Source organism: Baekduia soli (assembly GCF_007970665.1).
In the GTDB taxonomy this organism is placed as follows: Bacteria; Actinomycetota; Thermoleophilia; order Solirubrobacterales; family Solirubrobacteraceae; genus Baekduia; species Baekduia soli.
In genome coordinates this window covers 3,984,708-4,007,899 of record NZ_CP042430.1, presented here as the reverse complement: position 1 = coordinate 4,007,899, position 23,192 = coordinate 3,984,708, and the positions used below count along the sequence as shown (strand labels likewise).

At 75.8% G+C, this 23,192-nt stretch carries 27 protein-coding genes and 1 pseudogene; 18 read left to right on the top strand and 10 right to left on the bottom strand.

Annotation, left to right across the window (positions count from 1 at the left end):
* Window positions 1-4: 4 nt before the first annotated feature.
* Window positions 5-421, bottom strand: coding sequence for a MarR family winged helix-turn-helix transcriptional regulator (locus tag FSW04_RS19400; protein ID WP_146921886.1), 417 nt, complete (start codon window positions 419-421; stop codon window positions 5-7).
* 52 nt (window positions 422-473) lie between these two features.
* Here FSW04_RS19400 and FSW04_RS19395 point away from each other — a divergent pair, with 52 nt between their 5' ends.
* Entirely contained in the window at window positions 474-920 is a 447-nt protein-coding gene (locus FSW04_RS19395; protein WP_146921885.1) for an SRPBCC family protein, read from the top strand.
* On the opposite strand, the gene FSW04_RS19390 is transcribed toward FSW04_RS19395, so the two are convergent.
* Window positions 895-1,089 (bottom strand): hypothetical protein, encoded by a 195-nt coding sequence (locus FSW04_RS19390; RefSeq protein WP_146921884.1) that lies wholly within the window; start codon window positions 1,087-1,089, stop codon window positions 895-897. The genes FSW04_RS19395 and FSW04_RS19390 overlap by 26 nt on opposite strands.
* 37 nt (window positions 1,090-1,126) lie before the next feature.
* Here FSW04_RS19390 and FSW04_RS19385 point away from each other — a divergent pair, with 37 nt between their 5' ends.
* Window positions 1,127-1,792: a hypothetical protein gene (locus FSW04_RS19385; RefSeq protein ID WP_146921883.1), complete on the top strand. Its 666-nt coding sequence runs from the start codon at window positions 1,127-1,129 to the stop codon at window positions 1,790-1,792.
* Between the two features lie 63 nt (window positions 1,793-1,855).
* Here the strand turns inward: FSW04_RS19385 and FSW04_RS19380 are convergent, their stop codons facing one another.
* Both FSW04_RS19380 and FSW04_RS19375 read right to left on the bottom strand, forming a co-directional pair.
* Window positions 1,856-2,623, bottom strand: a complete 768-nt coding sequence (locus FSW04_RS19380; RefSeq protein WP_187368926.1) for a methyltransferase — start codon at window positions 2,621-2,623, stop codon at window positions 1,856-1,858.
* 11 nt (window positions 2,624-2,634) lie between these two features.
* A complete protein-coding gene (locus FSW04_RS19375; RefSeq protein ID WP_146921881.1) occupies window positions 2,635-3,030 on the bottom strand; it encodes an MmcQ/YjbR family DNA-binding protein in 396 nt (131 codons plus the stop codon).
* 56 nt (window positions 3,031-3,086) lie between these two features.
* Between FSW04_RS19375 and FSW04_RS19370 the strand changes: the two genes are divergently transcribed.
* From FSW04_RS19370 to FSW04_RS19360, 3 genes are all read left to right on the top strand, one after another.
* Window positions 3,087-3,806: an alpha/beta fold hydrolase gene (locus FSW04_RS19370; protein ID WP_146921880.1), complete on the top strand. Its 720-nt coding sequence runs from the start codon at window positions 3,087-3,089 to the stop codon at window positions 3,804-3,806.
* Window positions 3,803-4,165: a hypothetical protein gene (locus tag FSW04_RS19365; protein ID WP_146921879.1), complete on the top strand. Its 363-nt coding sequence runs from the start codon at window positions 3,803-3,805 to the stop codon at window positions 4,163-4,165. The genes FSW04_RS19370 and FSW04_RS19365 overlap by 4 nt, the downstream gene beginning before the upstream one ends.
* A gap of 385 nt (window positions 4,166-4,550) precedes the next feature.
* Window positions 4,551-5,402: a fumarylacetoacetate hydrolase family protein gene (locus FSW04_RS19360; protein WP_146921878.1), complete on the top strand. Its 852-nt coding sequence runs from the start codon at window positions 4,551-4,553 to the stop codon at window positions 5,400-5,402.
* A gap of 13 nt (window positions 5,403-5,415) precedes the next feature.
* On the opposite strand, the gene FSW04_RS19355 is transcribed toward FSW04_RS19360, so the two are convergent.
* Together FSW04_RS19355 and FSW04_RS19350 are read right to left on the bottom strand one after the other, a co-directional pair.
* Entirely contained in the window at window positions 5,416-6,435 is a 1,020-nt protein-coding gene (locus FSW04_RS19355; RefSeq protein WP_146921877.1) for an NAD(P)-dependent oxidoreductase, read from the bottom strand.
* 17 nt (window positions 6,436-6,452) lie between these two features.
* Window positions 6,453-8,531: an oxidoreductase gene (locus tag FSW04_RS19350; RefSeq protein WP_146921876.1), complete on the bottom strand. Its 2,079-nt coding sequence runs from the start codon at window positions 8,529-8,531 to the stop codon at window positions 6,453-6,455.
* Window positions 8,532-8,687: 156 nt separating this feature from the next.
* Here FSW04_RS19350 and FSW04_RS19345 point away from each other — a divergent pair, with 156 nt between their 5' ends.
* Entirely contained in the window at window positions 8,688-9,713 is a 1,026-nt protein-coding gene (locus FSW04_RS19345; RefSeq protein ID WP_187368925.1) for a helix-turn-helix transcriptional regulator, read from the top strand.
* Between the two features lie 82 nt (window positions 9,714-9,795).
* Window positions 9,796-12,735 (top strand): glycosyl hydrolase family 79 C-terminal domain-containing protein, encoded by a 2,940-nt coding sequence (locus FSW04_RS19340; RefSeq protein WP_146921874.1) that lies wholly within the window; start codon window positions 9,796-9,798, stop codon window positions 12,733-12,735.
* 209 nt (window positions 12,736-12,944) lie between these two features.
* Here the strand turns inward: FSW04_RS19340 and FSW04_RS19335 are convergent, their stop codons facing one another.
* Window positions 12,945-13,841, bottom strand: coding sequence for an NAD(P)-dependent oxidoreductase (locus FSW04_RS19335; RefSeq protein WP_146921873.1), 897 nt, complete (start codon window positions 13,839-13,841; stop codon window positions 12,945-12,947).
* Between the two features lie 104 nt (window positions 13,842-13,945).
* Between FSW04_RS19335 and FSW04_RS19330 the strand changes: the two genes are divergently transcribed.
* The 4 genes from FSW04_RS19330 to FSW04_RS19315 all read left to right on the top strand — a co-directional run bounded on the left by FSW04_RS19330 (window position 13,946) and on the right by FSW04_RS19315 (window position 16,124).
* Window positions 13,946-14,161 (top strand): hypothetical protein, encoded by a 216-nt coding sequence (locus tag FSW04_RS19330; protein WP_146921872.1) that lies wholly within the window; start codon window positions 13,946-13,948, stop codon window positions 14,159-14,161.
* A 136-nt stretch (window positions 14,162-14,297) separates the two neighbouring features.
* The gene (locus FSW04_RS19325) at window positions 14,298-14,501 is read left to right on the top strand and encodes a cold-shock protein (RefSeq protein ID WP_146921871.1); all 204 of its coding nucleotides are present in this window, start codon (window positions 14,298-14,300) and stop codon (window positions 14,499-14,501) included.
* A gap of 175 nt (window positions 14,502-14,676) precedes the next feature.
* The gene (locus FSW04_RS19320; protein ID WP_146921870.1) at window positions 14,677-15,651 is read left to right on the top strand and encodes a ketopantoate reductase family protein; all 975 of its coding nucleotides are present in this window, start codon (window positions 14,677-14,679) and stop codon (window positions 15,649-15,651) included.
* Between the two features lie 41 nt (window positions 15,652-15,692).
* Window positions 15,693-16,124, top strand: a complete 432-nt coding sequence (locus FSW04_RS19315) for a VOC family protein (protein ID WP_146921869.1) — start codon at window positions 15,693-15,695, stop codon at window positions 16,122-16,124.
* Window positions 16,125-16,127: 3 nt separating this feature from the next.
* On the opposite strand, the gene FSW04_RS19310 is transcribed toward FSW04_RS19315, so the two are convergent.
* Window positions 16,128-16,460: a TfoX/Sxy family protein gene (locus FSW04_RS19310; protein WP_146921868.1), complete on the bottom strand. Its 333-nt coding sequence runs from the start codon at window positions 16,458-16,460 to the stop codon at window positions 16,128-16,130.
* Between the two features lie 83 nt (window positions 16,461-16,543).
* Between FSW04_RS19310 and FSW04_RS19305 the strand changes: the two genes are divergently transcribed.
* The 3 genes from FSW04_RS19305 to FSW04_RS19295 are packed head-to-tail and all read left to right on the top strand — an operon-like array spanning window position 16,544 to window position 17,854.
* Window positions 16,544-16,879, top strand: coding sequence for an ArsR/SmtB family transcription factor (locus FSW04_RS19305; RefSeq protein ID WP_146921867.1), 336 nt, complete (start codon window positions 16,544-16,546; stop codon window positions 16,877-16,879).
* A gap of 31 nt (window positions 16,880-16,910) precedes the next feature.
* Entirely contained in the window at window positions 16,911-17,399 is a 489-nt protein-coding gene (locus FSW04_RS19300; RefSeq protein ID WP_146921865.1) for an SRPBCC family protein, read from the top strand.
* Window positions 17,400-17,407: 8 nt separating this feature from the next.
* Window positions 17,408-17,854 (top strand): group III truncated hemoglobin, encoded by a 447-nt coding sequence (locus FSW04_RS19295; RefSeq protein ID WP_146921863.1) that lies wholly within the window; start codon window positions 17,408-17,410, stop codon window positions 17,852-17,854.
* A gap of 38 nt (window positions 17,855-17,892) precedes the next feature.
* Here FSW04_RS19295 and FSW04_RS19290 read toward each other — a convergent pair whose 3' ends face one another.
* The gene (locus tag FSW04_RS19290) at window positions 17,893-18,219 is read right to left on the bottom strand and encodes a luciferase domain-containing protein (protein ID WP_228430588.1); all 327 of its coding nucleotides are present in this window, start codon (window positions 18,217-18,219) and stop codon (window positions 17,893-17,895) included.
* 91 nt (window positions 18,220-18,310) lie between these two features.
* Between FSW04_RS19290 and soxR the strand changes: the two genes are divergently transcribed.
* Window positions 18,311-18,763 (top strand): redox-sensitive transcriptional activator SoxR, encoded by a 453-nt coding sequence (gene soxR / locus FSW04_RS19285; protein ID WP_228430587.1) that lies wholly within the window; start codon window positions 18,311-18,313, stop codon window positions 18,761-18,763.
* A 413-nt stretch (window positions 18,764-19,176) separates the two neighbouring features.
* On the opposite strand, the gene FSW04_RS19280 is transcribed toward soxR, so the two are convergent.
* Window positions 19,177-21,579: a glycosyltransferase gene (locus FSW04_RS19280; protein WP_146921859.1), complete on the bottom strand. Its 2,403-nt coding sequence runs from the start codon at window positions 21,577-21,579 to the stop codon at window positions 19,177-19,179.
* Window positions 21,580-21,643: 64 nt separating this feature from the next.
* On the opposite strand from FSW04_RS19280, the gene FSW04_RS19275 reads away from it, so the two are divergent.
* From FSW04_RS19275 to tsaB, 3 genes and pseudogenes are all read left to right on the top strand, one after another.
* On the top strand, window positions 21,644-22,075 hold the full coding sequence (locus FSW04_RS19275; RefSeq protein ID WP_146921858.1) for an LPXTG cell wall anchor domain-containing protein: 432 nt from the start codon (window positions 21,644-21,646) through the stop codon (window positions 22,073-22,075).
* Window positions 22,014-22,514: a tRNA (adenosine(37)-N6)-threonylcarbamoyltransferase complex ATPase subunit type 1 TsaE gene (gene tsaE / locus FSW04_RS19270; RefSeq protein ID WP_228430586.1), complete on the top strand. Its 501-nt coding sequence runs from the start codon at window positions 22,014-22,016 to the stop codon at window positions 22,512-22,514. The genes FSW04_RS19275 and tsaE overlap by 62 nt, the downstream gene beginning before the upstream one ends.
* Window positions 22,400-23,116, top strand: a pseudogene (gene tsaB / locus FSW04_RS28670) (tRNA (adenosine(37)-N6)-threonylcarbamoyltransferase complex dimerization subunit type 1 TsaB); the annotation flags it as partial. The gene tsaE and the pseudogene tsaB, both read left to right, overlap by 115 nt.
* Window positions 23,117-23,192 lie beyond the last annotated feature (76 nt).

Here is a 23,192-nt window from a genome sequence, read left to right as displayed (position 1 = left end):
GCGCTCACTCGCCCTCGGCCGCCAGCTGCGCCAGCGTCCGGCGCAGCGCGGCCCGGCGGCCGTCGCTGAGCGCGCCGAGGAAGGCGTCCTCCATCGCGCCGATGTCGTCGCGGGCGTCGCGGTGGCGGTCGCGGCCGGCGGGGGTGAGCTCGACGATGCGGGCCCGCCGGTCGGCGGGGTCGGGTACGCGCGTCACGAGGCCGTCGCGCTCGAGGTCGTCGAGCACGCCGATGAGCCGGGTCTTGTCGTAGCCGATGGCGCGGGCGAGGGCCAGCTGGGTCGAGGCGGGCCGGTGCGACAGGTGCGACAGCACGACGTAGCCCCACATGGACAGCCCGCGAGCCTCCAGCAGCGGCCGCTCGGCCTCGATGAGCCGGCGGGTGATGCGCGCGAACAGGGCGCCCAGGTCCTCACGCTCCATCCGGTGGACTCTACGCCTTGACAGATAGTCTGCTCCTGCAGATCATCTATTCGTGCATACGTTCACGACCGGGCGGGCCGAGACCCGCAGCATCTCGATCGCCGCACCGCCCGAGGCGGTGCTCGGCGTGGTGGCCGACGGCGGCCGGCTCCCCGAGTGGGCGCCGGCGTTCGCGCGCGCCGCGCGCCGCGACGGGGACGGGTGGCTCGTCGACGGCGGGGCGGCCGAGTTCCGCATCCGGCTGCGGGTCGCGCGGGAGCTGGGGACGGTCGACATCCTGCGCCCGGCCGATCCCCCGAGCGGCGCGTTCCTGCGCGTGCTCCCCAACGAGCAGGGCAGCGAGCTGCTGTTCACGCTGCTCTTCCCCGGGGCTACGCCGGAGGAGGCGGTCGCGGGCCAGATGGCCACCGTCGAGACCGAGCTGGAGGCGGTGCGAGCCCTCAGCGAGGCGGCGGCCGGCGCCTGGGGGCGTCTCAGAAGCCCGCGTGCCCCGGGTTGACCGGCGGCCGCGGGTCGTCGCGGGGCGGCTCCTCGACGCCCCGCTCCTCGCCGCCGCGCGGCCGGGCCGGCGGCGGGAGCCCGGGGATCTTCAGCTTGTAGCGGCGCCCGTCGCTCGTCGTCAGCTCCTGCGGCTTGGGCTCCAGCGGCTCACCGGGGATCGGGCACATGGGCCGAGGCTACCCCGCCGCGCCGTAGGGTGGCCACGTGCCCGCCGCCGTGGACCTGTACTGGCTGCCGCTCGGCGCGGGCGGCCACTCCGTCCGGCTCAACGGACGGGTCTACGAGCGGCTGGTGGCCTGGCGCGAGCACCGGCCCGCCCTCGACCTGTACCACTCGGCCCTGGAGGTCTGCGGCGACGGGCGGCGGTCCACGATCGAGATGGGCCCGGTGCGCCGGGGCGACCCGCGCGAGCGCGGCGTCGTGGCCGGCGGCGCGGTGGGCCACCGGCTCGCCGGCCTGCTCTCGCTCTTGCGCTCCTCCTACGCCGGCGCCCTGCACGCCCCAGCCGCGCACGAGATCTCGATCGCCGCCGACGGCCTCGGGCTGGTGAGCTTCTACACCGTCGTGGGCTGGGTCATCGCCGGCTACCTCGGCGCGACCCTGTTCGGCCTGACGTTCGGCACCCGGATCGGGCGCCCCCAGACCGCGCTGCGGCTGGGCGCGCGGGCGACCGTCGGGCTCGTGGCCGGGATTGGCGGGACGCTCGTCGCCAAGGGCATCGGCGACCTCCCGGGCCCGTGGCTGGGGCCGGCCCTGCTCGGCGCGCTCGTGGTCACGGCCGTCGGGGCGGTCACCGTCGCGCTGCAGTCCCTGCTCGGGGTCGCGGGGACGGGCCTGGCGATCCTCGTGGCCGGCACGGGCACGCGATGACCGAGGCCGAGGCCGAGCTGGCCGCCGTGGCCGGCGCCCCTGACCGCCGCGGCGGGCGACCGCTCAGGCCAGCGTCGCCTCGATGCCGCGCACGTCGCCGTCCTCGTCGGCGAGGACCACGACGTCGGCGTAGCCCAGCCGCGCCAGGTCGCCGGCCAGGATGTCGGCCTGGTCGCCGCCCAGCTCGAGCAGCAGGGCGCCCCCGCGGCGCAGGAAGCGCGGGGCGCCGGCCAGCACGCGGCGCAGCACGTCGGTCCCGTCGGCCCCGCCGTCGTAGGAGCGGGCCGACTCGAACGTGAAGGTGTCGCGCTGCAGCAGGGCGAGCTCGGGGGTGGGGACGTAGGGCACGACGGCGACGACGACGTCGGCCGTGCCCAGGAGTGCCGCGGGCAGCGCGTCGAACAGGTCGCCGTGCAGGGCGTCGACGCCGTTGGAGCGGGCGCACGCCACCGCGCGCTCGTCGACGTCGCAGGCCACGACGCGCGCCCCGGGGCGGCGGTCGGTGAGCGTGCGCGCGACGGCGCCCGCGCCCGTGCACAGGTCGATCGCCGTCCCGTCGGCGGGCAGCCGCCGGGCGGCGCGCAGTGCGAGCGGCTCGGTCTGCCAGCGCGGGACGTAGACGCCCGGGTCGACCCGGAGGACCAGGTCGCAGAACACGACGGTGCCGGTGATCCACGCCAGCGGCTCGCCCGTCAGGCGCCGCGCCACGAGCGCGGCGAGGCACGCGTGGTCGCCGCCGGCGGCGACCAGCAGCTCCTCGGCCTCCTCGCCCGCGGCCACGAACCCGGCGCCCTCCAGCAGCGTGGTCAGCCCGGCGAGGTCGCCGGGCACCGGCGCCCCGCTCAGCCCGAGCTCCCGCGGCGCTGCTCGAGGAACGCGCGGGCGGCTCGCCTGCCGGCCCGCGTCAGCCACGCCTCGGTCACCAGCTCGCGCAGCTCGTCGACGCCGATGCGCTCCAGGCGCACGAGGATCGCCGGGTAGCCGTCGAAGTGCGGCACGGTGAAGCAGACGCTCGGATCGTCGGCCAGCAGCGCCTCCTTGGCGCCGGCGTGCTCCACCCGGGCGCCGAGGATCGGCCCGTCCGGCGCGGCGGCCCCCAGAGCCTCGAGGTCGGCCCGGCGCAGCGGGCGCTCCCACACGAAGCTCCTGCCCCGCACCCGCCAGTCGCGTCCGCCCGGGTCCGCCTGCGCCCCCGGGAGCTCGAGAGCCAGGCGCCCCACGTCGTCCCAGTCGGCCACGGTCGCCACGATATCGGCGGCCGATGAGTCCGTGGCGCAGGCGTCGTCCTTGGGCCATGAGCACCCATCTCCTCGTCCCGGGCGCGGGCGGCGCGGCCACCTGGTACTGGCAGCGCGTCGCCGCGCTGCTGCACGCCGGCGGGCACGACGCGGTCGCCGTCGACCTGCCGGGCGCCGATCCAGCCGCCGGCCTGCCCGAGTACGCCGAGCACATCACCGCCGCCGCCGGGGGTCGCGACGACATCGTCCTCGTCGCCCAGTCGATGGGGGCGTTCTTCGCGCTGCCCGCCTGCGAGGTGATCGCCCCGCGCGCGCTCGTCCTCGTCAACGCCATGATCCCGCTGCCCGGCGAGGCGGCCGGCGACTGGTGGGACGCCACGGACTCCGAGACGGCCCGCCGGGCCGCCGCCCGCGCCGGCGGCTGGCCGGAGGCCACCGACCTCGACACCTACTTCCTGCACGACGTGCCCGCCGACGTGCAGGCCACGGGCGACGAGCAGGACCACGACGAGGCCGACATCGCCTTCGGGCAGCCCTGCGCGTTCGCGCGCTGGCCCGACGTGCCGACGACCGTGCTGGCCGGCCGCGAGGACCGGTTCTTCCCGCTCGCGTTCCAGCGCCGCGTCGCGCTCGAGCGCCTGGGCCTCGAGGTCACGCCGCTGCCCGGCGGCCACCTCAATGCGCTCAGCGCGCCCGAGGCGCTGACCGCCGCCATCGTGGCGGCCGGTGGTGTGCCCGCCGCCCCGCCCGCCCGGCGGGCTACCGTGGACGGATGAGCGCCCTCTCGCGCCTGTTCGGGGCCCGGCGGCACGAGACGCCGCAGCCGACCGACGCCCAGGTCGCGGCCGTCGACGTCCCGGGCATGCTCGCCCTGGCCCGCGAGCGCGGCGACACGCGCGGCGACGACGAGGTCGCCGCCGCGCTGCTCGTGGGCGCCGACCTCACGGCCGTCCGCCATCCCGACGCCGACCTGCGACAGCGCGCCGCCGCGGCGTCGGTCGCCACGCGCGACTGGCTCGTCGCGCGCGTCGGCGAGGAGGAGGCGGCGCGGCTGCTGTCGGTCTCGCTCGGCCCGGTGGGCGAGGACGGCAGCACCCCGCGGCGCTCCCGCCGGCGGCCGCCGCCCAGGCCCTGAGCGGCGGGCGGGCGCGATCCGTGCCTCAGCGCGAGACGTGGAACGTGAACGCGTAGAACCGGCCCTGCACCACGAGTTGGCCCCGGGCAGCAGCGTCGTCCAGTTGCACTCGTGCGACGCGCCGGCCACGACGCCGATGCAGTGGCCCTGGTGGTGCCGACCTTCGTGGCGTCCTCGGCGTCGAAGACGTCGTCGGCGAAGGTCTGCACGTCGCCGACGATGTCGCCGGCCGCGCCCGTGTCGGTCGTGTCGACAGGCGCTTCGTGGTGCTCCCTGGGTCGTTGGAGGTGGCCGGCACATCCGACCGCGGGGGCGCGGTCAAGACGCCGGGGGCCGCCCGCGATCGGGTAGGGTCGAGCCCGGTCGAGCACGAGGAGACGGGCGCATGCGGGTAGGGGTCTACGAGGTCGACGGCGAGCCGACGCTCTACGTCCACGACGGCGACGCGGCCGCGTCGCTGGGGACGGTGGACCTCGTGGAGCTGCTGCGCGACGGCACCGCCGCGCAGCGGATCGCCGACGCGGCCGCGGGCGCGACCCCCGGAGGCGGGCCGCCGCAGGGCGCGCGTCGTCTGGCGCCGCTGCGCCGCCCGGGCAAGCAGGTCTTCGTCGGCGTCAACTACCACGACCACGTCGACGAGCTCCCGCCGCCGTGGACGATGACCGCCGACCCGTTCCTGTTCGCCAAGCTTCCGTCGGCGATCATCGGCCCGGGCGAGGCGATCGTCATCCCCGGCCCCGAGAACAAGGTCGACTACGAGGTCGAGCTGCTCGTCGTCATCGGCCGCCGTGCCAAGCACCTCACGGAGGCCGACGCCCTGGACCACGTCTTCGGCTACACGATCGTCAACGACGTCACCGAGCGGGTCATCCAGGCCACCGACAGTCAGCTCATCTGGGGCAAGGGCTTCGACACGTTCTGCCCGATGGGCCCCGACATCGTGCTCACCGACGAGATCCCCGACCCCGCCGGGCTCGGGATCTGGACGACGGTCAACGGCGAGGAGCGCCAGCGCTCGTCGACCGACAACTTCATCTTCTCGATCCCGGACATCCTGGCCCGGATCACGCGCCACATCACGCTCGAGCCCGGCGACACCGTCTCCACCGGGACCCCGGCCGGCGTCGGCTACGTCAAGGACCCGCCGGTCTTCCTGGCGCCGGGGGACACGGTCACCGTCGGCGTCGACCGCATCGGGGAGCTGACCAACACCGTGCGGGCCGGCTGGGAGGACTGAGCGCGGGCGGCGCTCACGCCGCCGGCGCCGGGGCGTCGTCCTGCACGAGCAGGCCCTCGCCCTCGACGACCACCGACGAGCGCGGGACCGGGCGCCCGTGGGCGAAGCGGTCCACCAGCTCGGCCGTCAGCGCCCCGATCTCCTGGTAGCCGTGGTCGGTGCAGCCGGCCAGGTGTGGTGTCAGCAGCACCTGCTCCAGCGCGAAGAGCGGGTTGTCGGCCGACGGCGGCTCGACCTCGAAGACGTCGATGACCGCGCCGGCGATGACCCCGTCGCGCAGGGCGGCCGCCAGCGCGGCCTCGTCGACGACCGGGCCGCGCGAGCAGTTGGCCAGCAGCGCGGTGGGCTTCATCCGGGCAAGCTCGTCCGTCGAGACGAAGTGGTGGGTCTCGTCGGTCAGGACCATGTTCATCGACAGCACGTCGGCCTGGGCGAACAGGTCCTCGCGCGAGACCAGCCGCGCGCCCACCCGCCCGGCGGCCTCCGCGGGAAGGTAGGGGTCGTGGGCGATGACCTCCATGCCGTGGGCGCGGCCCAGCGTCGCGAGGTACTGGCCGATGGCGCCCAGGCCCGCGATCCCCAGCGTGCGCCCGGTCAGCGCCGGCAGCAGCCCCGAGGCGCCCTGGCGCAGGTCGCCCCACTCGCCGCGGCGCACCGCGGCGTCCATCGCCGAGAAGCGCCGCAGGTGCGCGATGGCCGCGCCGATGACCCACTCGGCGGGCCCGAAGGAGTTGACCCGGCCCATGCGCAGGACGGGCAGGTTGCGCTCGCGCGCCGCGGCGACGTCGATGTTGTCGACCCCGATGCCCGTCTTGACGACGAGGCGCAGCTCGGGGGCGCCGTCCATGACCGCGGCCGTGACCCGGCCCAGGGCGACGCAGACGGCCTCGGCGTCCCCGATGCCCGCCAGGACCTCCTGCTCGGAGGCGGCGAACGCGTCGCCCACGCGGACGTCGAAGCCCCGGTCCTCCAGGAGCCGGCGCGCGCGCATGCGCTCGGCCGACTCGATGTCCGGGAGGTAGACGCGTTGCATGGCCCGATCCTGCCAGGTCAGGCGGCGGCTGGGGCGGCCAGGCCCTCGAGCTTGCGCGCGGCGCGGTGTCCCTCGAACGTCGCCTCGTACGTGCCGCGCGGCGCGACGGCGTCGCCGATCATCTCCACGCTGACGCCGCGCTCGCGCAGCGCGTGGTAGAGCCCGTTCTCGGACTGGCGCCCCGTGGCCATGACGATCCAGTCGGCGGCCAGCTCGCGCGTGCGCTCCGGGTCGTAGATGTTGAACACGGTCACGGCGTCGCCGGCGATCTCCTTGACGAAGTGGTCCGTGAGGATCTCGACGCCCGACCGGTACAGGTAGGTGAGCATCCAGTGCAGGTAGACGTCGGGCGCGGTGTCCATGGCGATCATGGGCCAGCGCGTCAGGATCTGCACGGTCGCGCCGGCCTCGGCCAGCGCGTGGGCGGTCAGCGGCGCGGCGACGTCCTGGAGGTCGTCGATGACCAGGACGCGCCCCTCGGGCCGGACGGCCCCCAGGGCGACCTCGTCCCACGCCACGCAGTTGCCCGTCTCGTGGCCGGGCAGCGGGCGGGCGGTCTGGCCCTGGAACCCGTCGCGGCGCACGCGCGCGCCGGTGGCCACGACGACGTGGTCGGGCCGCTCGCGCGCCAGGAGGTCGTCGAGGTCGGCAGCGGCCACGGGGCTGGAGGTGTGGATCGTGGCGCCGTTGCCCAGCGCCTGCGCCGTCAGCCACGTGCCGATGCGGGCGTACTCGGCGCGGTGGGGGAGGGCGCCGAACGCGCGGGTGTGCCCGCCGGTCTGCGCCTCGCGCTCATGGAGCACGACGTGGTGGCCGGCGCCCGCCGCGACGCGCGCGTACTCCAGGCCCGCGGGCCCGCCGCCGAGCACGAGCACGCGCCGCGCGGTCGCCGCGGGTGCGTCCTGGGCCGAGCCCCACGCGGCCTCGCGCCCGACCGTCGGGTTGTACACGCACTGCACGCGCCCGCCGCGCGTCACGCTGCGCCAGCAGTAGTTGGCCGCCACGCAGCGGCGGATGTCGTCCTCCTCGCCCGCGGCCGCCTTGTTGACCCAGTCGGCGTCGGCGAACATCTGGCGGGCCAGCAGGATCGCGTCGGCGTCCTCGGCGACGAGCGCCTCCTCGGCGGCGGCCGGCGTGGTGTAGCGCCCGACGAGCAGGACGGGCTTCTCGGTGACCTGCTTGATCCGGTTGGTGTAGCCCCGCTCCCAGCCCTCCTCGTACTCCATCGGCGTGTGGATGTAGGAGTGGTGGACGCCGGCCGACAGGCTCACGTAGTCGACGTCGAGGCGCTCGTCGAAGTCCTTGACGACCTGCTCGAGGTCGGTCGGCTCGAGGTCGCCCTCCCAGAACGACGTCGAGTTGATGCGGTAGCCCAGCAGCGCGTCGTCGCCGACGGCGGACCGCAGGCGGGTCATGGCATCCAGCGAGAACCGCAGCCGCTTCTCGTAGGACCCGCCCCAGCCGTCGGTCCGCAGGTTGTACAGCGGCGACAGGAACTGCCAGGGCAGGTAGCCGTGGGCCATGTGGAACTCGACGCCGTCCAGGCCGGCGGCCATGGCCCGGCGCCCCGCCGACTCGTAGTCGTCGAGGATCTGGAGGATCTCGTGCTCCTCGAGCTCCTTGGGCACCAGCGCGCCCGGGTACTCGCCCGGCGGCACCTGGCTGGGCGCCGACATGTGCCAGGTCGCGTCGAAGTCGTAGGCCGGGTCGGTCTTGAAGGCGGTCGCCGCGCGCAGCCCCACGTGCAGAAGCTGCACGGAGATCTTGCACCCGTGGCGGTGCACGGCCTCGGCGACGGCCGCGAGGCCCTCGACCTGCGCGTCGTCCCACAGCCCGGGGAACAGGAACGGCGAGTACAGCGTGTCGCGGTTGATGAGCGTCCCGCCGATGATGATCATCCCCACGCCGCCGCGGGCCCGCTCCTCGTAGTAGGCCACGGCCTGCTCGGTGAACGCGCCCTCGTAGGGGCTGCGGACCCAGACCGGGCAGGTCGGCGCGAACATCACGCGGTTCTTGAGCTCGGTGCGGCGCAGCTGCCAGGGCGACAGCAGCGCCGGGTAGCTCGTGGACGGCGACGGCATGGCGGGCTCCTTCATCGCGGGACGGCTCCCGCCATCTCTAGCTCGCCGCGCCGGCGCCGACCAGTCCCCGTTCGTGGGGTCCGGTCCGGGGCCGCGGTCTAGACTTGCCGCCAGGAGGCGTCGATGGGATCGGTACGGGAGCGACTGCAGCAGGCACCCACGCTCGGGGACATGGCCGAGCTGCTGCGCCGCGAGCACGGCGCCGACCGCGTCTCCGTCGCGCGGATCGACCACGGCGACGCCACGTTCGAGATCCTGGCCAGCGCGGGCAAGGCGCTGCTGGGTCCCGGGCTGCGCGTGCCGGTCGCGCTGTCCACGCAGATCGATCTGCCCGCCCACGGCCGCGCCTTCGCCGAGCCGAGCTTCACCGACTCGGCGGGCTGGGGGCGCCCGATCGACATCCTCATGCTCGGGCTGGGCTTCAGCTCGGGCTGCTCGCTGGCGCTGGGCCCGCCCGGCCGGCCCGTCGGCGCGCTGTCGCTGTCGTGCACGCGCCCGCACCGCGACTACGACGCGTCGCTCGAGGCGCTGCGTTGCGTCGCCGACGTCGTCGCCGAGCGCCTGGACCACGCCGTCCGGGCCCCCGGGGTGCTCGTCTGCCACGACGACGACCTGCTGGCCGAGGGCCTGGCGCGCAGCATCGAGCGCCGCCTCGGTGTCCGCACGCGGTCCTGCCGGGCGGTGGCGGACATCCCGGGCGCGGCGCCGGGCGAGCAGCCCGACATCGTCCTCTGCGCCGGCCACCTCGCCGCGCGGGCGCTGCAGGCCGGCGCGCGACCCGGGGGCGCCGGCGCGCTCATCGTCCTGGCCTCGCACGACAGCCCCTACGACCGCCAGATCGCGGTCCGGGCGGGCGCGGCCGCCTACGCCGTGCTCGACGGCGACGGCCCGGGCGTGCTCGAAGCGATCGCCGCCGTCGCCGCCGGCCAGGCCGCGCTGCCGCCCGGCCTGGGGCGCGGTGAGGCGATCGCCGCGCTGACCCCGCGCGAGGCCGACGTGCTCCTGGACCTCGATGACGGCCTGCGCTACAAGGACGTCGCGCGCCGCCGCGGCATCACCGAGCTGACGGCCAAGACCTACGCGCGCAGCCTGTTCCGCAAGCTCGGCGCCACGTCACGGACGGAGGCCGTCAACGCCGCCCGGGCCAGCGGCCAGCTCGATGCGCTGCGCCGCGCCGCCGGCCCGCCGGCGCCCTGATCGCACCGGTCCGGGCGCCGCCCGGACACATCGCCGGACGGCCACCGCGCCGCTCGCCGTGTCAGGGTGTTGCCGCTTGTCGATGATCCGCCCGTCCCTCCTCGCGGTCCTGGCCGCGGTCCTGGTCGCCCTCGCGGCGCCCGCCGCGTCGCCGGCCCGCCTGCCGCTGCAGGTCGGCATCGCCGACGACGCCGCGCTGTTCGCCGACCGCGACACGGCGGCCGGGAGCGTCGCCGCGTGGAAGCGCGCGGGCATCGACACCGTGCGCATCCAGGTCTCGTGGAGCCGGGTGGCGCCCGACCCGCAGGCCGCCGCCCGGCCCGAGGGCTTCCAGGCCGGCAACCCGGAGGACCCGGGCTACCACTGGGGCTACATCGACCAGGCCGTCGACCTCGTCACGGCGGCCGGGCTGACGCCGATCCTCATGATCGACGGGCCACCGCCGCTGTGGGCGTCCTCGGCGCCCGCGCGCCGCAACCCGCGCTACCGGCCGCGCGCCACGGAGTTCGGTCCGTTCGCGACGGCCGTCGCCCGCCGCTACGGCGACCGCGTCGACCAGTACATCCTGTGGAACGAGCCCAACCTGCCGTTGTGGCTGCAGCCCCAGGCCGAGTGCGGCTCGCCCAAGACGTGCTCGCCCGTGTCGGGCGACCTGTACCGCTCCATGGTGCGCGAGGCCTACCAGCCCATGCACGACGCCGACCCCGGCGCGGTCGTGCTCATCGGCGCGCTGGCGCCCGCCGGGGGCAACCTGACGAGCACGAACGCCACCATGCGCCCGCTGCAGTTCCTGCGCGCGCTGGCCTGCGTGGACACGAAGCTGCACCCGGTCTTCACGGGGCGCTGCGCGAACTTCCGCCCCGCGGTGGCCGACGGGATCGCCTACCACGCCCACAGCACCCGCAACGCCCCCGACGAGCCCTATGCCAACCGCGACGACGCCGACCTCGCGAGCCTGTCGCGGGTCGAGCGCCTGCTCGACCAGCTCCAGCAGCGCGGCCGCCTGTGGGGCTCGACGAGCCCGCTGAACCTGTGGCTCGACGAGTACGGCTATCAGACCAACCCGCCCGACAAGGCCCGCGGCGTCTCCATGGCCCGCCAGGACCGCTACCTCCAGCAGGCCGCCTACCTCGCGTGGCGCAACCCGCGCGTCAAGCTCCTGGGCCAGTACCTGTGGAACGACGAGCCCGTCGGCGGCGGGCGCAAGTACACGGGCTGGCAGTCGGGCCTCATCGCGGCCAACGGGCGGTCCAAGCCCGCCCTGGACACGTTCCCCAGCCCGATGTGGATCGACGCGGCGCGCTCGACGATCTGGGGCCAGATGCGCCCCGGCGACGACCACGTCGTCTCCGTCCAGCTGCGCATGCCGGGCAACGCCACCGAGTGGCAGGACGTGGGCGACATCCCGACCGCGCCCGACGGCACCTGGACGCTGCAGACGGGCCTGGTGCCCTACGGCTCCTACCGCGCCGTCGCCGAGGACGGCGAGGTGACCGACACGATGGTCGCCACGCCGGCGACCGCGACGACCGGCACCGGGGGCGCCGTCACGAAGGAGCGGACCGCCGCGGGGGTGCTCGTCGAACGCCGCGCGGTCGGCACGACCCCGGGCGTCGCGGTGCCGCCGTCGTTCGCCGGCTTCTCGATCGAGTACTGGTCGGCGCTGGACTACCTCGGCGCCTTCGGACAGGTCAACCCGGCCTTCGCGCAGCTCGCGCGGACCCTGGCCCACGGCGGGCGCGGCGCGCCGACGATCCGCCTGGGCGGCAACTCGACCGACGGCACGTGGTGGAACCCCGACGGGGTCCCGCGCCCGCCCGGGATCGACACCGACCTGACCGTCACGTGGCTGCAGCAGCTGAAGACGTGGACGGCGGCGACGCGGACGCCGATGGTCCTCGGGGTCAACCTCGGGCTGGACGACCCGGCCAACGCCGCGGCCTACGTCCAGCAGGCCGTCGGCACGCTGGGCCCCGGCGCGCTGGCCGGCTTCGAGATCGGCAACGAGCCCGACCGCTACTCCCAGCTGCGGACCTTCCATGTCGGGACGCGCAAGCTCGAGCGCGTCGAGCGCCGCCCGCCGGACTACAGCTTCGCCCGGTACAGCGACGAGCTCGACGCCTACGTGCGGACGCTGGCGCCGCTGGCCGGCGGCGTCGGCCTGTCGGGCGGCGCGTTCGCGGGCTCGATCTGGGACCCCGAGACCGACGCGCTGCTGGGCCGCGAGGGGCCGGGCACGACGGCCTTCGGCGCCCACGCCTACGCGCTGGAGGCCTGCGGCGCCGCGGCGCGCAACCGCAAGAAGGCCTCGTTCGCCCGTGCCCTGCTGGCGCCCGGCGGCAGCGCGCCGATCCTCGCGCGCATGGGCCAGCTGACGTCGGTGGCCACCGCCCACGGCGCCGCGTTCCGGGTGTCGGAGACCAACTCGGCCAACTGCGGCGGCGTCAACGGCGTCAGCAACGCGTTCGCCTCGGCCCTCTGGGGCACCGACCTGCTCTTCGGCCTGGCCCAGGCCGGGGTCAGCAACGTCGACTTCCACTCCTGGAACGGGGCCTACTACTCCCCGGTGGACTTCGTGCACAGCAAGGGCGCCCTCGTGGCGCGCGTGCATCCGCTGTTCTACGGGATGCTCCTGTTCAACCGTGCGCTGCCGGCCGGGGCCCGGCTGCTGCCGGTGGCGCCCAACTCGCCGCAGGCGGCGCTGAAGACCTGGGCGTCGGTCGACCCCGCCGGGACCCGGCGCATCGTGGTCATCAACAAGGACAGCGGCCGCCCGCGCCAGGTCGTGCTGCGGGTGCCGGGCGGCGCCCGCGCCGGCCGGGTCGAGCGCCTCAGCGCCCCGTCCGTGCTCTCCAAGGACGGTGTGACGTTCGCGGGCCAGACCTACGGGCGCACGACGGCCGACGGGCGCCTGACCGGCCGGCGGGTCGTCGAGCCGCTGCGGCGTGCGGGCGGCGCGTTCCGCCTGTACCTGCCCGCGGGCAGCGCGGCGCTGGTCACCGTGCCGCGCGGGGGAGGGTGAGCCGGGGCGGTGCTCGGGCGGCCCTGGGTGCGGTGGGTCGGCCTGGCGGTCACCGTCCTGGTGGCCCTCTCGTTCGCCGCCGTCGGCGACTGGCTGTGGACCGGCCTGTGCGTCGTGTTCGCGGTGCTGCTGGTCGCCGGCGGGCGCGCGCGGAGCGGCACCCCGACGGCGACGGCGGCGGCGACGGGCGGGCCTGAGCGGGCCGGGGGTCAGTCGCCCGGCGGGCGGCGCGCCTGCACGTGGCGGGCGATCTCGGTGTGGTCGGCCTCGGGCGCCAGCTCCCGGGCGGCCTGCGCCCACGTCTCGGCGGCCGCCTCGCCCAGGTGGGCGGGCACGCCGGTGGCGCGGCCCAGGGCCAGGGCGATCCGCATGTCCTTGAGCATGAGCGCCAGGCGGAAGCCCGAGTCGTAGGTCTCGGGGACGACGTGGCGCGGGAGCTTGACCTCGGTCGAGCCGCTGCGCCCGCTGGACCCGTTGATCGCCTCGAGCATGAGGTCCGGGTCCAGCCCGAAGGCCCGGCCGATCTCCAGCGCCTCGACGCTGGCCAGCAGGTGCGTGGCCGACAACAGGTTGTTGATGGCCTTGACGGCGTGGCCGGCGCCGACGCCGCCGACGGCGACCACGGTGCGCCCGAGCAGCTCGAGCACCGGGCGCGCCCGCGCGACGTCGGGCTCCTCGCCGCCGGCCATGATCGTCAGCGTCCCGGCCACCGCCCCGGCGACGCCGCCCGAGACCGGCGCGTCGACGAGCGCGACGCCGCGGTCCGCGCACCGCTGCGCCAGCGCCCGGGTGGCCAGCGGCTCCGAGGAGCCCATGTCGAGCAGCAGCGTGCCGGGCGCCAGCGCGGCGAGCACGGCGCCGTCGTCCATGGCCTCCTGCACGGCCGCCGAGTTGGGGAGCATGAGGATGACCACGGCCGCGCCGCGGGCCGCGTCGGCCCCGCTCGCCGCCGCTTCGCCCCCGGCCTCCTGCAGGGCCGCCAGCGCCGCGGGGTCGAGGTCGGCGCCGCGGACGCGGTGGCCCGCCTCCAGCAGGCGGCGGGCCATCGGCAGGCCCATCTGGCCCAGGCCGATGACGGCGATCGTGTCCGGTCGGTCGGTGCCCATGCCCGGCCAGCCTCGCACAGGACCGCCCGCGCGGGCCCCGCGCGGGCGGACCCGCCGGGCCGACGGCTGTTTGACGGTCCGCGCGCGCACGGTATGTCAGGAGCATGGGATCCGAACGCGGCGAGCAGGCAAGGTTCCGGCGCGACGTCGACCCGGCGGCGCGGCAGGCGATCGAGCGCGCGGTGCGCATCGGCTTGGATCCGTGGCGGGTGGCGCGCTCGCTGGGGGTCGCCGAGCGGTCCGCGGCGGGGATCATCGAGGCCGCGTCCCGGGCCACGAACGAGCCCGGGCTCTGGGCGACGACGGCGTCCTCGGACTGAGTCGCGCCGGTCCGACCGCTAGACTCCTTCTGACAGGCCGGGCATCCGCTCGGCCGCAGCAGTGTTGCGTCGTCGCTGTCGTTGCTCTCAGCACCCTCCGCGTTTCGCCGTGCACATACCCCGGAGGGGACCTGAGATGGCTACTGGAACCGTGAAGTGGTTCAACGACGACAAGGGCTTCGGCTTCATCACGCCGGACGAGTCGGGCAAGGATCTGTTCGTGCACCACAACGCGATCCAGGGCAGCGGCTTCAAGTCGCTGGCCGAGGGCGCGAAGGTCAGCTACGACGCCGAGCAGGGCCCCAAGGGCCCCGCCGCCGCCAACGTCCAGGTCCTCTAGGCGGCACCCGCCCGCTCACCGGAGCGACCTCAGGGCCGGCGTCCCCCGTGGAGGGGCAGGCCCTCGCCGAGGATGCGCTGCCGGTGGACGATGACGTGACCGTCTCCTGACACCGGGGGCGGTGGGGATCGCCGGTGCGGGCTCGACCCGCCCGGCGCCCCGTAGGGTCCGGCCGATGCGGCTGGCGATCTTCGGTGCCGGTGCCATCGGCACCTGGCTGGGGGCGGCGCTCACCGCGTGCGGTGAGGACGTCACGCTCATCGGCCGCGGCGCCCACCTCGAGGCGCTGCGCCGCCACGGCGCGGTGCTCGACGACGGCGCGACCCGCACGACGGTCGCGGTCCGCGCCGTCGGCCCGGAGGCCGCGGTCGGCCCGGTCGACTGCGTGGTGCTGGCCGTCAAGGCCCACGACCTCGCGGCCTGCGGGCCCGTGGTCGAGCCGCTGCTGGGCCCCGGCACCACGCTGGTGGCCGCCCAGAACGGCCTGCCGTGGTGGTACTTCCACCGCGCGGGCGGCCCGCACGACGGCCGCCGCGTCCACGCCGTCGACCCGGGCGGCGTCGTCGGCGACGTCCTGGTCCCCGAGCGGGTGCTGGGCGCCGTCGTCTACCTCGGCGCCGGGATCCCGGAGCCCGGCGTGGTGGTCACGCGCCCCGAGGCCGGGCTGGTCCTCGGCGAGCCCTCCGGGCCGGTGTCGGAGCGCCTGGAGGCCGTCGCGACGGTGCTCGAGCGCGCCGGCTTCCCCGTGCGGCGCAGCACCGACATCCGCACGGAGCTGTGGACGAAGCTCATGGGCAACGCGTCGTTCAACCTGATGAGCGTGCTGACGCGCGCCGGACTGCGGACGATGGCCACCGACGCCGGGACCGGCCCGCTCGTGGCGGCGGTCATGGCCGAGACCGTCGAGATCGCCCGCGCCTGCGGCGCCGACCCGCGGATCTCGGTGGCCGAGCGGCTGGCGCTCGCCGCGCGGCTGGGCGACCACAAGCCCTCGACGCTGCAGGACCTCGAGGCCGGCAAGCGCCTGGAGCTCGACGCGCTCGGCGCGGCGGTCGTCGAGCTGGCCGACCTGACCGGCGTCGCGGCGCCCGCGCTGCGCACGGTCTACGCGCTGGCCGACCTGCAGGCCCGGACACTCGGGCTGCGCTGACCCGCCGACCCGGCGCCCGGCCACGGGTAGCCTCGGCGGCCATGAAGCCCAACCGCTCGATCCCGCCGAGCACCGTGGTCCCGGTCCTGGTCTACCCCGACGTGCGCGCGGCCGTGGCGTGGCTGCACGACGCGTTCGGCTTCCGCGAGAGCGTGCGCATCGGCGAGGACCACCGCGCCCAGCTCAAGGTCGGCGACGGCGCCGTCATCGTCCGCGACGTGCGCGGCGCGCGCCGCCCGCCGGACGCCGACGGCGCCTCGCACTCCGTGATGGTCCGCGTCGACGACGCCTCCGCGCACTGCGCCCGCGCCCGCGAGCACGGCGCACGGATCCTCATGGAGCCCACCGACTTCGCGTACGGCGAGCGCCAGTACGAGGCCGCCGACCCGGCCGGTCACCGTTGGACGTTCTCCGAGACGCTGGCCGACGTCGCCCCCGAGGATTGGGGCGGCACGACGGTCGGCGGGCGCTGAGGGCTACTTCGGCGGAAGCGTCGCGATGAACACGAGGCTGCGCCGGACCCAGGCGCCGGCCTGGCGCCGGGTCCGCACGCCCTCGGCGGCGACGAGGATCCAGCCGTCCATGGAGCGCCCGCCCATGACCATGCGCTCGGCGTGCGGGCGCGCCAGCGCGGCGTCGGTGTCGGCCGGGTCCAGGCGCACGAGCAGCCCGCCGGTGCGCGACGCGGCGACCGCGAGGTGGCCGTCGACCATGAAGGCCAGCCCGCCGAACATCTTGCGCTCGGTCACGGCGTCGAGCTCGGAGAGCAGCTCGCGCAGGCGGTTGGCGAGGTCCTCGTCGTAGGGCATCGGGGGGCCGACGCTAGCGCGCGGGCCGGTCGCACTGCGGGGCACGCTTGCGCCCGGACGCCGGCGTCACTACACTGAACCTAATGGTTCAGTATCAGCAGCTCGACCGCACCCTCGGCGCGCTGGCGGACCCGACGCGCCGGGCGGTCCTGGAGCGTCTCGGGCGCGGCGGCGCGACGATCACCGAGCTCGCGGAGCCCGCCGGCATCTCGCTGACGGGCATGAAGAAGCACGTCCGCGTCCTCGAGGAGGCGGGGCTCGTGACCACCGAGAAGGTGGGCCGCGCCCGTCGCTGCACGCCCGGGCCCCGGCACCTGGAGGACCTCCGGGCGTGGACCGACATGTACCTGCAGATGCTGGACGGGCGCCTCGACCGGTTCGGCGCGCTGCTCGACCGCACGAAGGGAACGACGACATGACCTCCGGCCCCGGCAGGCCCGCACGGCGGCGATCACCACGCCCGCCGAGCGCGAGATCCACATCGAGCGCGTCTTCGACGCGCCGCGCGACCGCGTCTTCGCGGTCTACACCGACCCGCAGCTCATCCCCGAGTGGTGGGGGCCGCGGTCGATGACCACGCGCGTCGACCGGATGGACGTGCGCCCCGGCGGGTCCTGGCGCTTCGTGGCGATCGGATGCGACGGCGCCGAGACCGCCTTCCGCGGGACCTACCGCGAGGTCACGCCGCCCGAGCGCATCGTGCAGACCTTCGAGTGGGAGGGCATGCCGGGCCATGTGTCCGTCGAGACCGCGACGTTCGAGGACCTCGGGGACCGCACGCGGGTCACGACGGTCTCGGTCTTCCACACCGTGCAGGAGCGCGACGGCATGCTCGGCTCGGGCATGGCGTCGGGCGTCGACGAGACCTACCAGCGGCTGGACGAGGTCCTGGCGCGGCAGGCCGCCGGCCGAGCGGCCGCCGCAGGCCAGTTGGCATAGTGCAGGGCATGGAGGGCGCCACCGAGCTGCACGACATCGAGACCCGTGAGGACTGCGAGCGGCTCGTGCGCGCCTTCTACGCCCGGGCGATGACGGACCCGATCATCGGCTTCATCTTCACCGACGTCGCCCACCTGGACCTCGAGGCCCACGTGCCCGTCATCGCCGCGTTCTGGGAGACCGTGCTGCTCGGCGCCAAGACCTACACGGGCGGGGCGTTCGGGCCCCACGCCGACCTCAACGCCAAGGTGCCGCTGCGCTCCGGGCACTTCGAGCGCTGGCTCGTGCTTTGGGGGCGGACCGTCGACGAGCTGTTCGCCGGAGAGCGCGCGACGGCGGCCAAGGCCCACGCGATCCGCGTCGCCTACGCCTTCCATCGGCGCCTGGAGGCCATGGCGCCCGGCGCCGACGTCGCGGCGGCCGGCCTCACCGTCACCCGGCACGGCCCGCAGTAGCCCGCGCGCAGGCAGATGCGTCGGCGTGGCCGACGCGCTCAGCCGCGTGCGGTGACGCGGTCGTAGTTGAGGCGCATGAGCGCGATGACGTCCTGGACGTCGGCGTCGGTGGTCAGCGCACGGGCGGCCATCTTGGTGGAGTGGGGGTTGACCGGGTGCGGGCCCACCCGGCCGTCCTCGCGCAGGCGCGCGCCGACGTCGCGGGGGAAGCCGAAGTGCGCGCTGAGGTCGCCGTGCAGGTGGCCGATCTCGCGGTCGCCGACGCGGAACGCGAACTCGCCGCGACGGCCGGTGCCCGACTGCACGCCGGGCCACGAACCGACCTCGGCCGTGATGCGCTCGCTGGGTGTGGGGTGCTGGGTCACCATGCCTCCTCGGGGGTCGCCGGTGCGAGACCCGGAGGCTACAAGTTCAAGTGAACTTGAAGTCCAGGCCCCGTCGTGCTGTCGTGTCGGCGTGTCCACCGAGCTGCTGACCATCGGCGAGGTCGCCCGGCGCAGCGGCGTCGCGGCCTCGGCGCTGCGCTTCTACGAGGAGCGCGGGCTCATCACGTCGGACCGCGCGGGCTCGGGCCGCCGGCGCTATCCGCGCGCCACGCTGCGCCGGATCGCGTTCATCGTCTTCGCCCAGCGGGTGGGACTGAGCCTGGAGGAGATCGCGGCCGAGCTGGCGCGCCTGCCCGGCGACCGCGTGCCGGGCCGCCGCGACTGGGACCGCCTGTCGCGCGGCTGGGCGCGGCGCATCGACGAGCGGATCGCCGAGCTCGAGCGCCTCCGCGGCTCGCTGACGGAGTGCATCGGCTGCGGCTGCCTGTCCATGCAGCGCTGCCGGCTGGCCAACCCGGGCGACCGCGCCGGCCGCGGGGGACCGGGGCCGCGCTACTGGATGGGCGACCCGCGCGGCGCCTGAGCGTCGGTCGCCGAAGACGCGCTGCAGCCGGGCCAGGCGAGCGCGGCCGCCGGCCAGGGCGCGTGTCGCCGGGGCGCGGCAGGGCCCGCAGGAGGCCTACACGATCACGCTGCGGGGCACCGACTCCCAGGGGGAGACCTCGACGTATGCGGCCAAGAACCGCGGCCGCGACCGGATCGAGGCGTCCTCGACCGGTGTGCCGCCCCCGGCGTCCTCGGACGCCGGGGGCGGCCCGGGTGTAGCGGGCGCTGGGCGCTCGTGGCGCTCGGCGCAGCCTGTGCGCGGCGGGATCGTCCCGCCGTGGGTCGCGTCGAGTGTCCAGAGGACGCTCGATCCGACCCAGAGTCCCGGTCGTGGGTCGCCTCATCCCCGCATAGGCGTGACGAGACGACTCCCGCGCGCCCCGGGGCCCCTCAGGCCGTCTGCGCCACCGGCGCGCCGCGGCGCGCGCGCAGCCCGAGGGCCAGGACGGCGGAGGCCGCCACGAGCTGCAGGCCCAGCACCACGGTGGCGTAGGACAGCAGCGTGAAGTGCCCGGCGCTCAGCAGGAACGGCTCCACGACCGCCACGACGCCGAGGACCCACACGAAGCGCAGCTCGCCGAGCGCGACCATGTACTGCACGGTGAGGTAGGCCACCGCCAGCAGGGTCATCGCCACGCCCAGCACGGGCAGCGCACCCGAGGCCTCCGTGAGGTCCGGGCCGAACGCCACGCGCAGCAGGAAGTGGGGGATGAGCGCGAAGATGATGAGCGCCGGCGCCGCGACGGCCGCCAGCACGCCGAGCGCCCGCAGCAGCGCGGGGCGCGGGTCCAGGCCGGCGGCGGCGCGGCGCGTGGCCTCGGGCAGCAGCTGCAGGCCGACGCCGATCGCGACCCACACCACGGACTTGGCGGCGACGGCGGCCACCGCGTAGGACCCGGCGGAGTCGCCGTGGAACTCGTGGCGCCCGACGATCACGTCGACGTTCTGCAGCACGGCGAGCAGCAGCAGGCCCAGCAGCGGCAGCCAGTTGTCGCCGACCAGGCCGCTCAGCGGCCGCGTGGCCTGCGGTGGGCCGTCGGGCAGCGGGCCGAGCATCTGCGCCAGCCGGCGCGAGAGCCACAGCGCCATGAGCACGAAGGCCAGCGGGTTGCCCAGGTAGGCGCCCGTCACGCCGAGCCCGACGCCCCACAGCGCCAGCCCGCAGAGGATCCGCCCGAACGCCTCGCCGACGATCGAGATCCCGACGGGCGCGTAGGCCCTCAGCCCCTGCAGCACGCCGCGCTGCAGCGACAGCAGCAGCCACAGCGACCCCGTCGGCAGCAGCGACGCCGCGGCCCACGGATGCTCGGGCGTGCCCAGCAGGTGGGCCAGCGGATGGCGCACGAGGACGCCGAGCGCGGCCAGCACGACGGTCGCGGCGATGAGCTGGCGCGTCCAGCGCGCGAGCGTGCCCCGGAGCCCGCCGCCCGCGCCCAGGTGGCCGAGGGTCGCCTCGCGCGCGGCCGCGACCTGCACGGACTGGCCGCCGACCATGAGGATCAGGAAGCCCGAGACGATCGCGGCGAGCGCGCCGTAGCCGTCGGCGCCCAGCAGACGGCTGAAGAGCACGACGAAGACGAGCTGGACGGCGTTGTTGAGCAGCGTCGCGCCCGCCAGCCCGGCCGCGGCGCCGGTCTCGGACCGGCGCATCGCGTCGCGCAGCCGCGGCCGGCGCGCGTCGGCGACGTGCTCGAGGACCGTCAGGTTGGCCCGGGCGGTCCCGTCCCAGGTGAAGCCGCGGGCGCGGGCGCGCGCCGCCTCGCCGAGCTCGTCGCGGCGGTCGGGGTCGGCCACCAGGCGGGCGACCTTGCGGGCCAGCTCCTCCGGGGTGTCGGCCAGCAGGCCGGTCTGCTCGTCGACGATCGACTCGGGCAGCCCGCCGACGGCCATCGCCGCGCTCGGCGTGCCGGCGGCGGCGGCCTCCATGACCGTCAGGCACCAGCCCTCGGCCGAGGAGGCCGTGAGGTTGACCCACGCCCGCGCGTAGAGCTCGCGCTTGTCCTCCTCGGTGACGAAGCCGTGCAGCGTCACGCGGTCGTGCAGGCCCCGCGCGTCGATCTCGGCCTCCAGCGCGGCGCGGTGGTCCCCCTCGCCGGCGACCTCCAGCCGTGCGCCCGGGATGCCCTCCAGGACGTCGAGGAGGACCTCGAGGCGCTTGTACTGCTTGAGGCGCCCGAGGTAGAGCAGCGTGGGCTGCTCGCTGCGCCGGCCCTGCGCGAACGCCTCGGGCTCCACGCCGAGGTAGGCGACGTGGATCTGGTCGGCCGGGATGCCCAGGCCGATGAGGTCGCGGCGCGCCGAGTCCGAGATGGTCAGGAACTGGTGGTGGCGGTAGAGCGTCTGCAGCGGCAGGCGCTCGGCCACCAGGGCGGCCAGGCGCCCGCGCCGGCCCATCTCGGCGACGTAGTGGTCCTGGTGGACGTGGTGGACCAGCGTGACCCGCGGCGCGCGCAGCCACCACCACAGCGGCGTGAAGAACGCGATGCCGTTGACGACCTCCAGGACGACGTCGGCGTCGCGCCCGACCCCGCGCCACGTGGCCAGCGCGGCGCGCCCGAAGACGGTCATGCGGCCGCCCATGCGGTGGATCGTCAGCAGCGGGTGGGGCTGCTCGAGGCGGGCGGCGCCGGGGTAGGAGCCCGCGATGACCGTGACGCGGTGCCCCCACGCGATCCAGCGCGAGACCTGGCCGTGGAGGTTGGTGCCCGTGCCGCCGCCCTGGGGGTGGGTCCAGTCGCGGTCGGTGAGCAGCAGGATGTGCCGCGGGGTGCTGGAGTGCTCCTCGGACGTCACGGCAGCGGCACGCTACCGCGCACGGGGGAGCGATGGTGTCCGGCGCAGCCATACAATGATGCCGGTGCCGTCCGTTTGCCGCCGGATCGCGGTGCTGCTCGCTGTCGCCTGCCTGGGAGCCGCCCTGCCCGTGAGCCTCGCCCTCGCCCAGGGCGCGGGCGATCAGCAGTACCAGGACCCGTTCGGCGGGTCGGCGAAGACGACGACCTCGGGCTCGGGCTCGGCGAAGGCCAAGACGATCACGACGCCCAGCGGCACCCTCTCGCCCACGCCCCAGGGCGGCTCGGGCACCTCCGGGTCGGGCTCGTCGGGCGGCTCGGGGACATCCCCGGGGACGTCCACCGGCCCGACGCCGTCGACGACGACGTCGACGGGCGCCTCCGCGCAGACGCTGCCCAACACGGGCACCGACGCGCGCGTCCTGGTCATCGCCGGTGCCGCGCTGCTGGTCGTGGGCATCGGCCTGCGGCTGCGCTCCGCCCCTGAGCGCTTCTAGCGACAGCCGCCCCACGACCACGACCACGGCCGCCGCCGAGCAGACCGAGGCCGTCGGCGCCGCGCTGGCCGCGCGGCTGAGCCCCGGCGACGTCGTCCTGCTCGCCGGCGAGATGGGATCGGGCAAGACCACGTTCGTGCGCGGCGCCGCCCGGGCGCTGGGCTACGACGGGCCTGTGACGAGCCCGACGTTCACGATCGGGCGCCGCTACGACGGCCGGGTGCCGATCGCCCACCTCGACCTGCACCGCCTCGCCTCGCTGGACGACGAGGACCCGGCGCTCCTGGACGACTACCTCACGCCGGACGCCGTCGCGTTCGTCGAGTGGCCCGAGGTGGCCGAACCCGGCCTGGAGCACGTGCGTGCCCGCGTGACCCTCGCGCACGCGGGCGGGGACCGCCGGACGATCACGGTCGAGCCGGCCGGGGGCTCCTCGTGATCCTCGCCTTCGACACCGCGACGCCCGCCACCGTCGTCGGCGTGGCCGACCCCGGCGGCGCCCAGCTGGCGCAACGCCGCCACGACCCGGGCCCCGGAGAGCGGCCCGGCCACGGCCCTCTGCTGCTGGCGCTGTGCGCCGAGGCGCTGCAGGAGGCCGGCGTAGAGTGGAGCGCGATCACGCGCGTCGGCGCCGGCGTCGGGCCCGGCACGTTCACGGGTGTGCGCATCGGCGTGGCCACGGCCCGCGCGCTCGTGCAGGGCCTCGGGGAGGCGGTCGGCCTGGTGGCGGTCTCCACGCTCGACGCCCTGGCCGCCGGCGCACGCGAGGACGGCGGCGAGGCGGGCCCGGTCCTGGCCGTCCTGGACGCGCGCCGCGGCGAGGCCTACGTCGCGGCCTACGACGCGGCCGGCGCGCGCACCTCCGACCCCGCGGCCCGGCGGCCCGAGGACCTCGCGGCGGCGGTCCCGGCGGGCGCCGGCGCCTGGCGGGCCGTGGGGGACGGCGCGGTACGCTACCGGGCGGACCTGGAGGCGGCGGGCGTCGCGGTGGCGGACGACGACGCACCCGTGCATCAGGTGCGTGCGCGGGCCTTGTGCCGTCTCGCCGCCGAGGGGTCCACGGTGCCGCGCGACGCGCTCGTCCCGAGTACGTCCGGGCGCCCGACGCCGTTCCCCG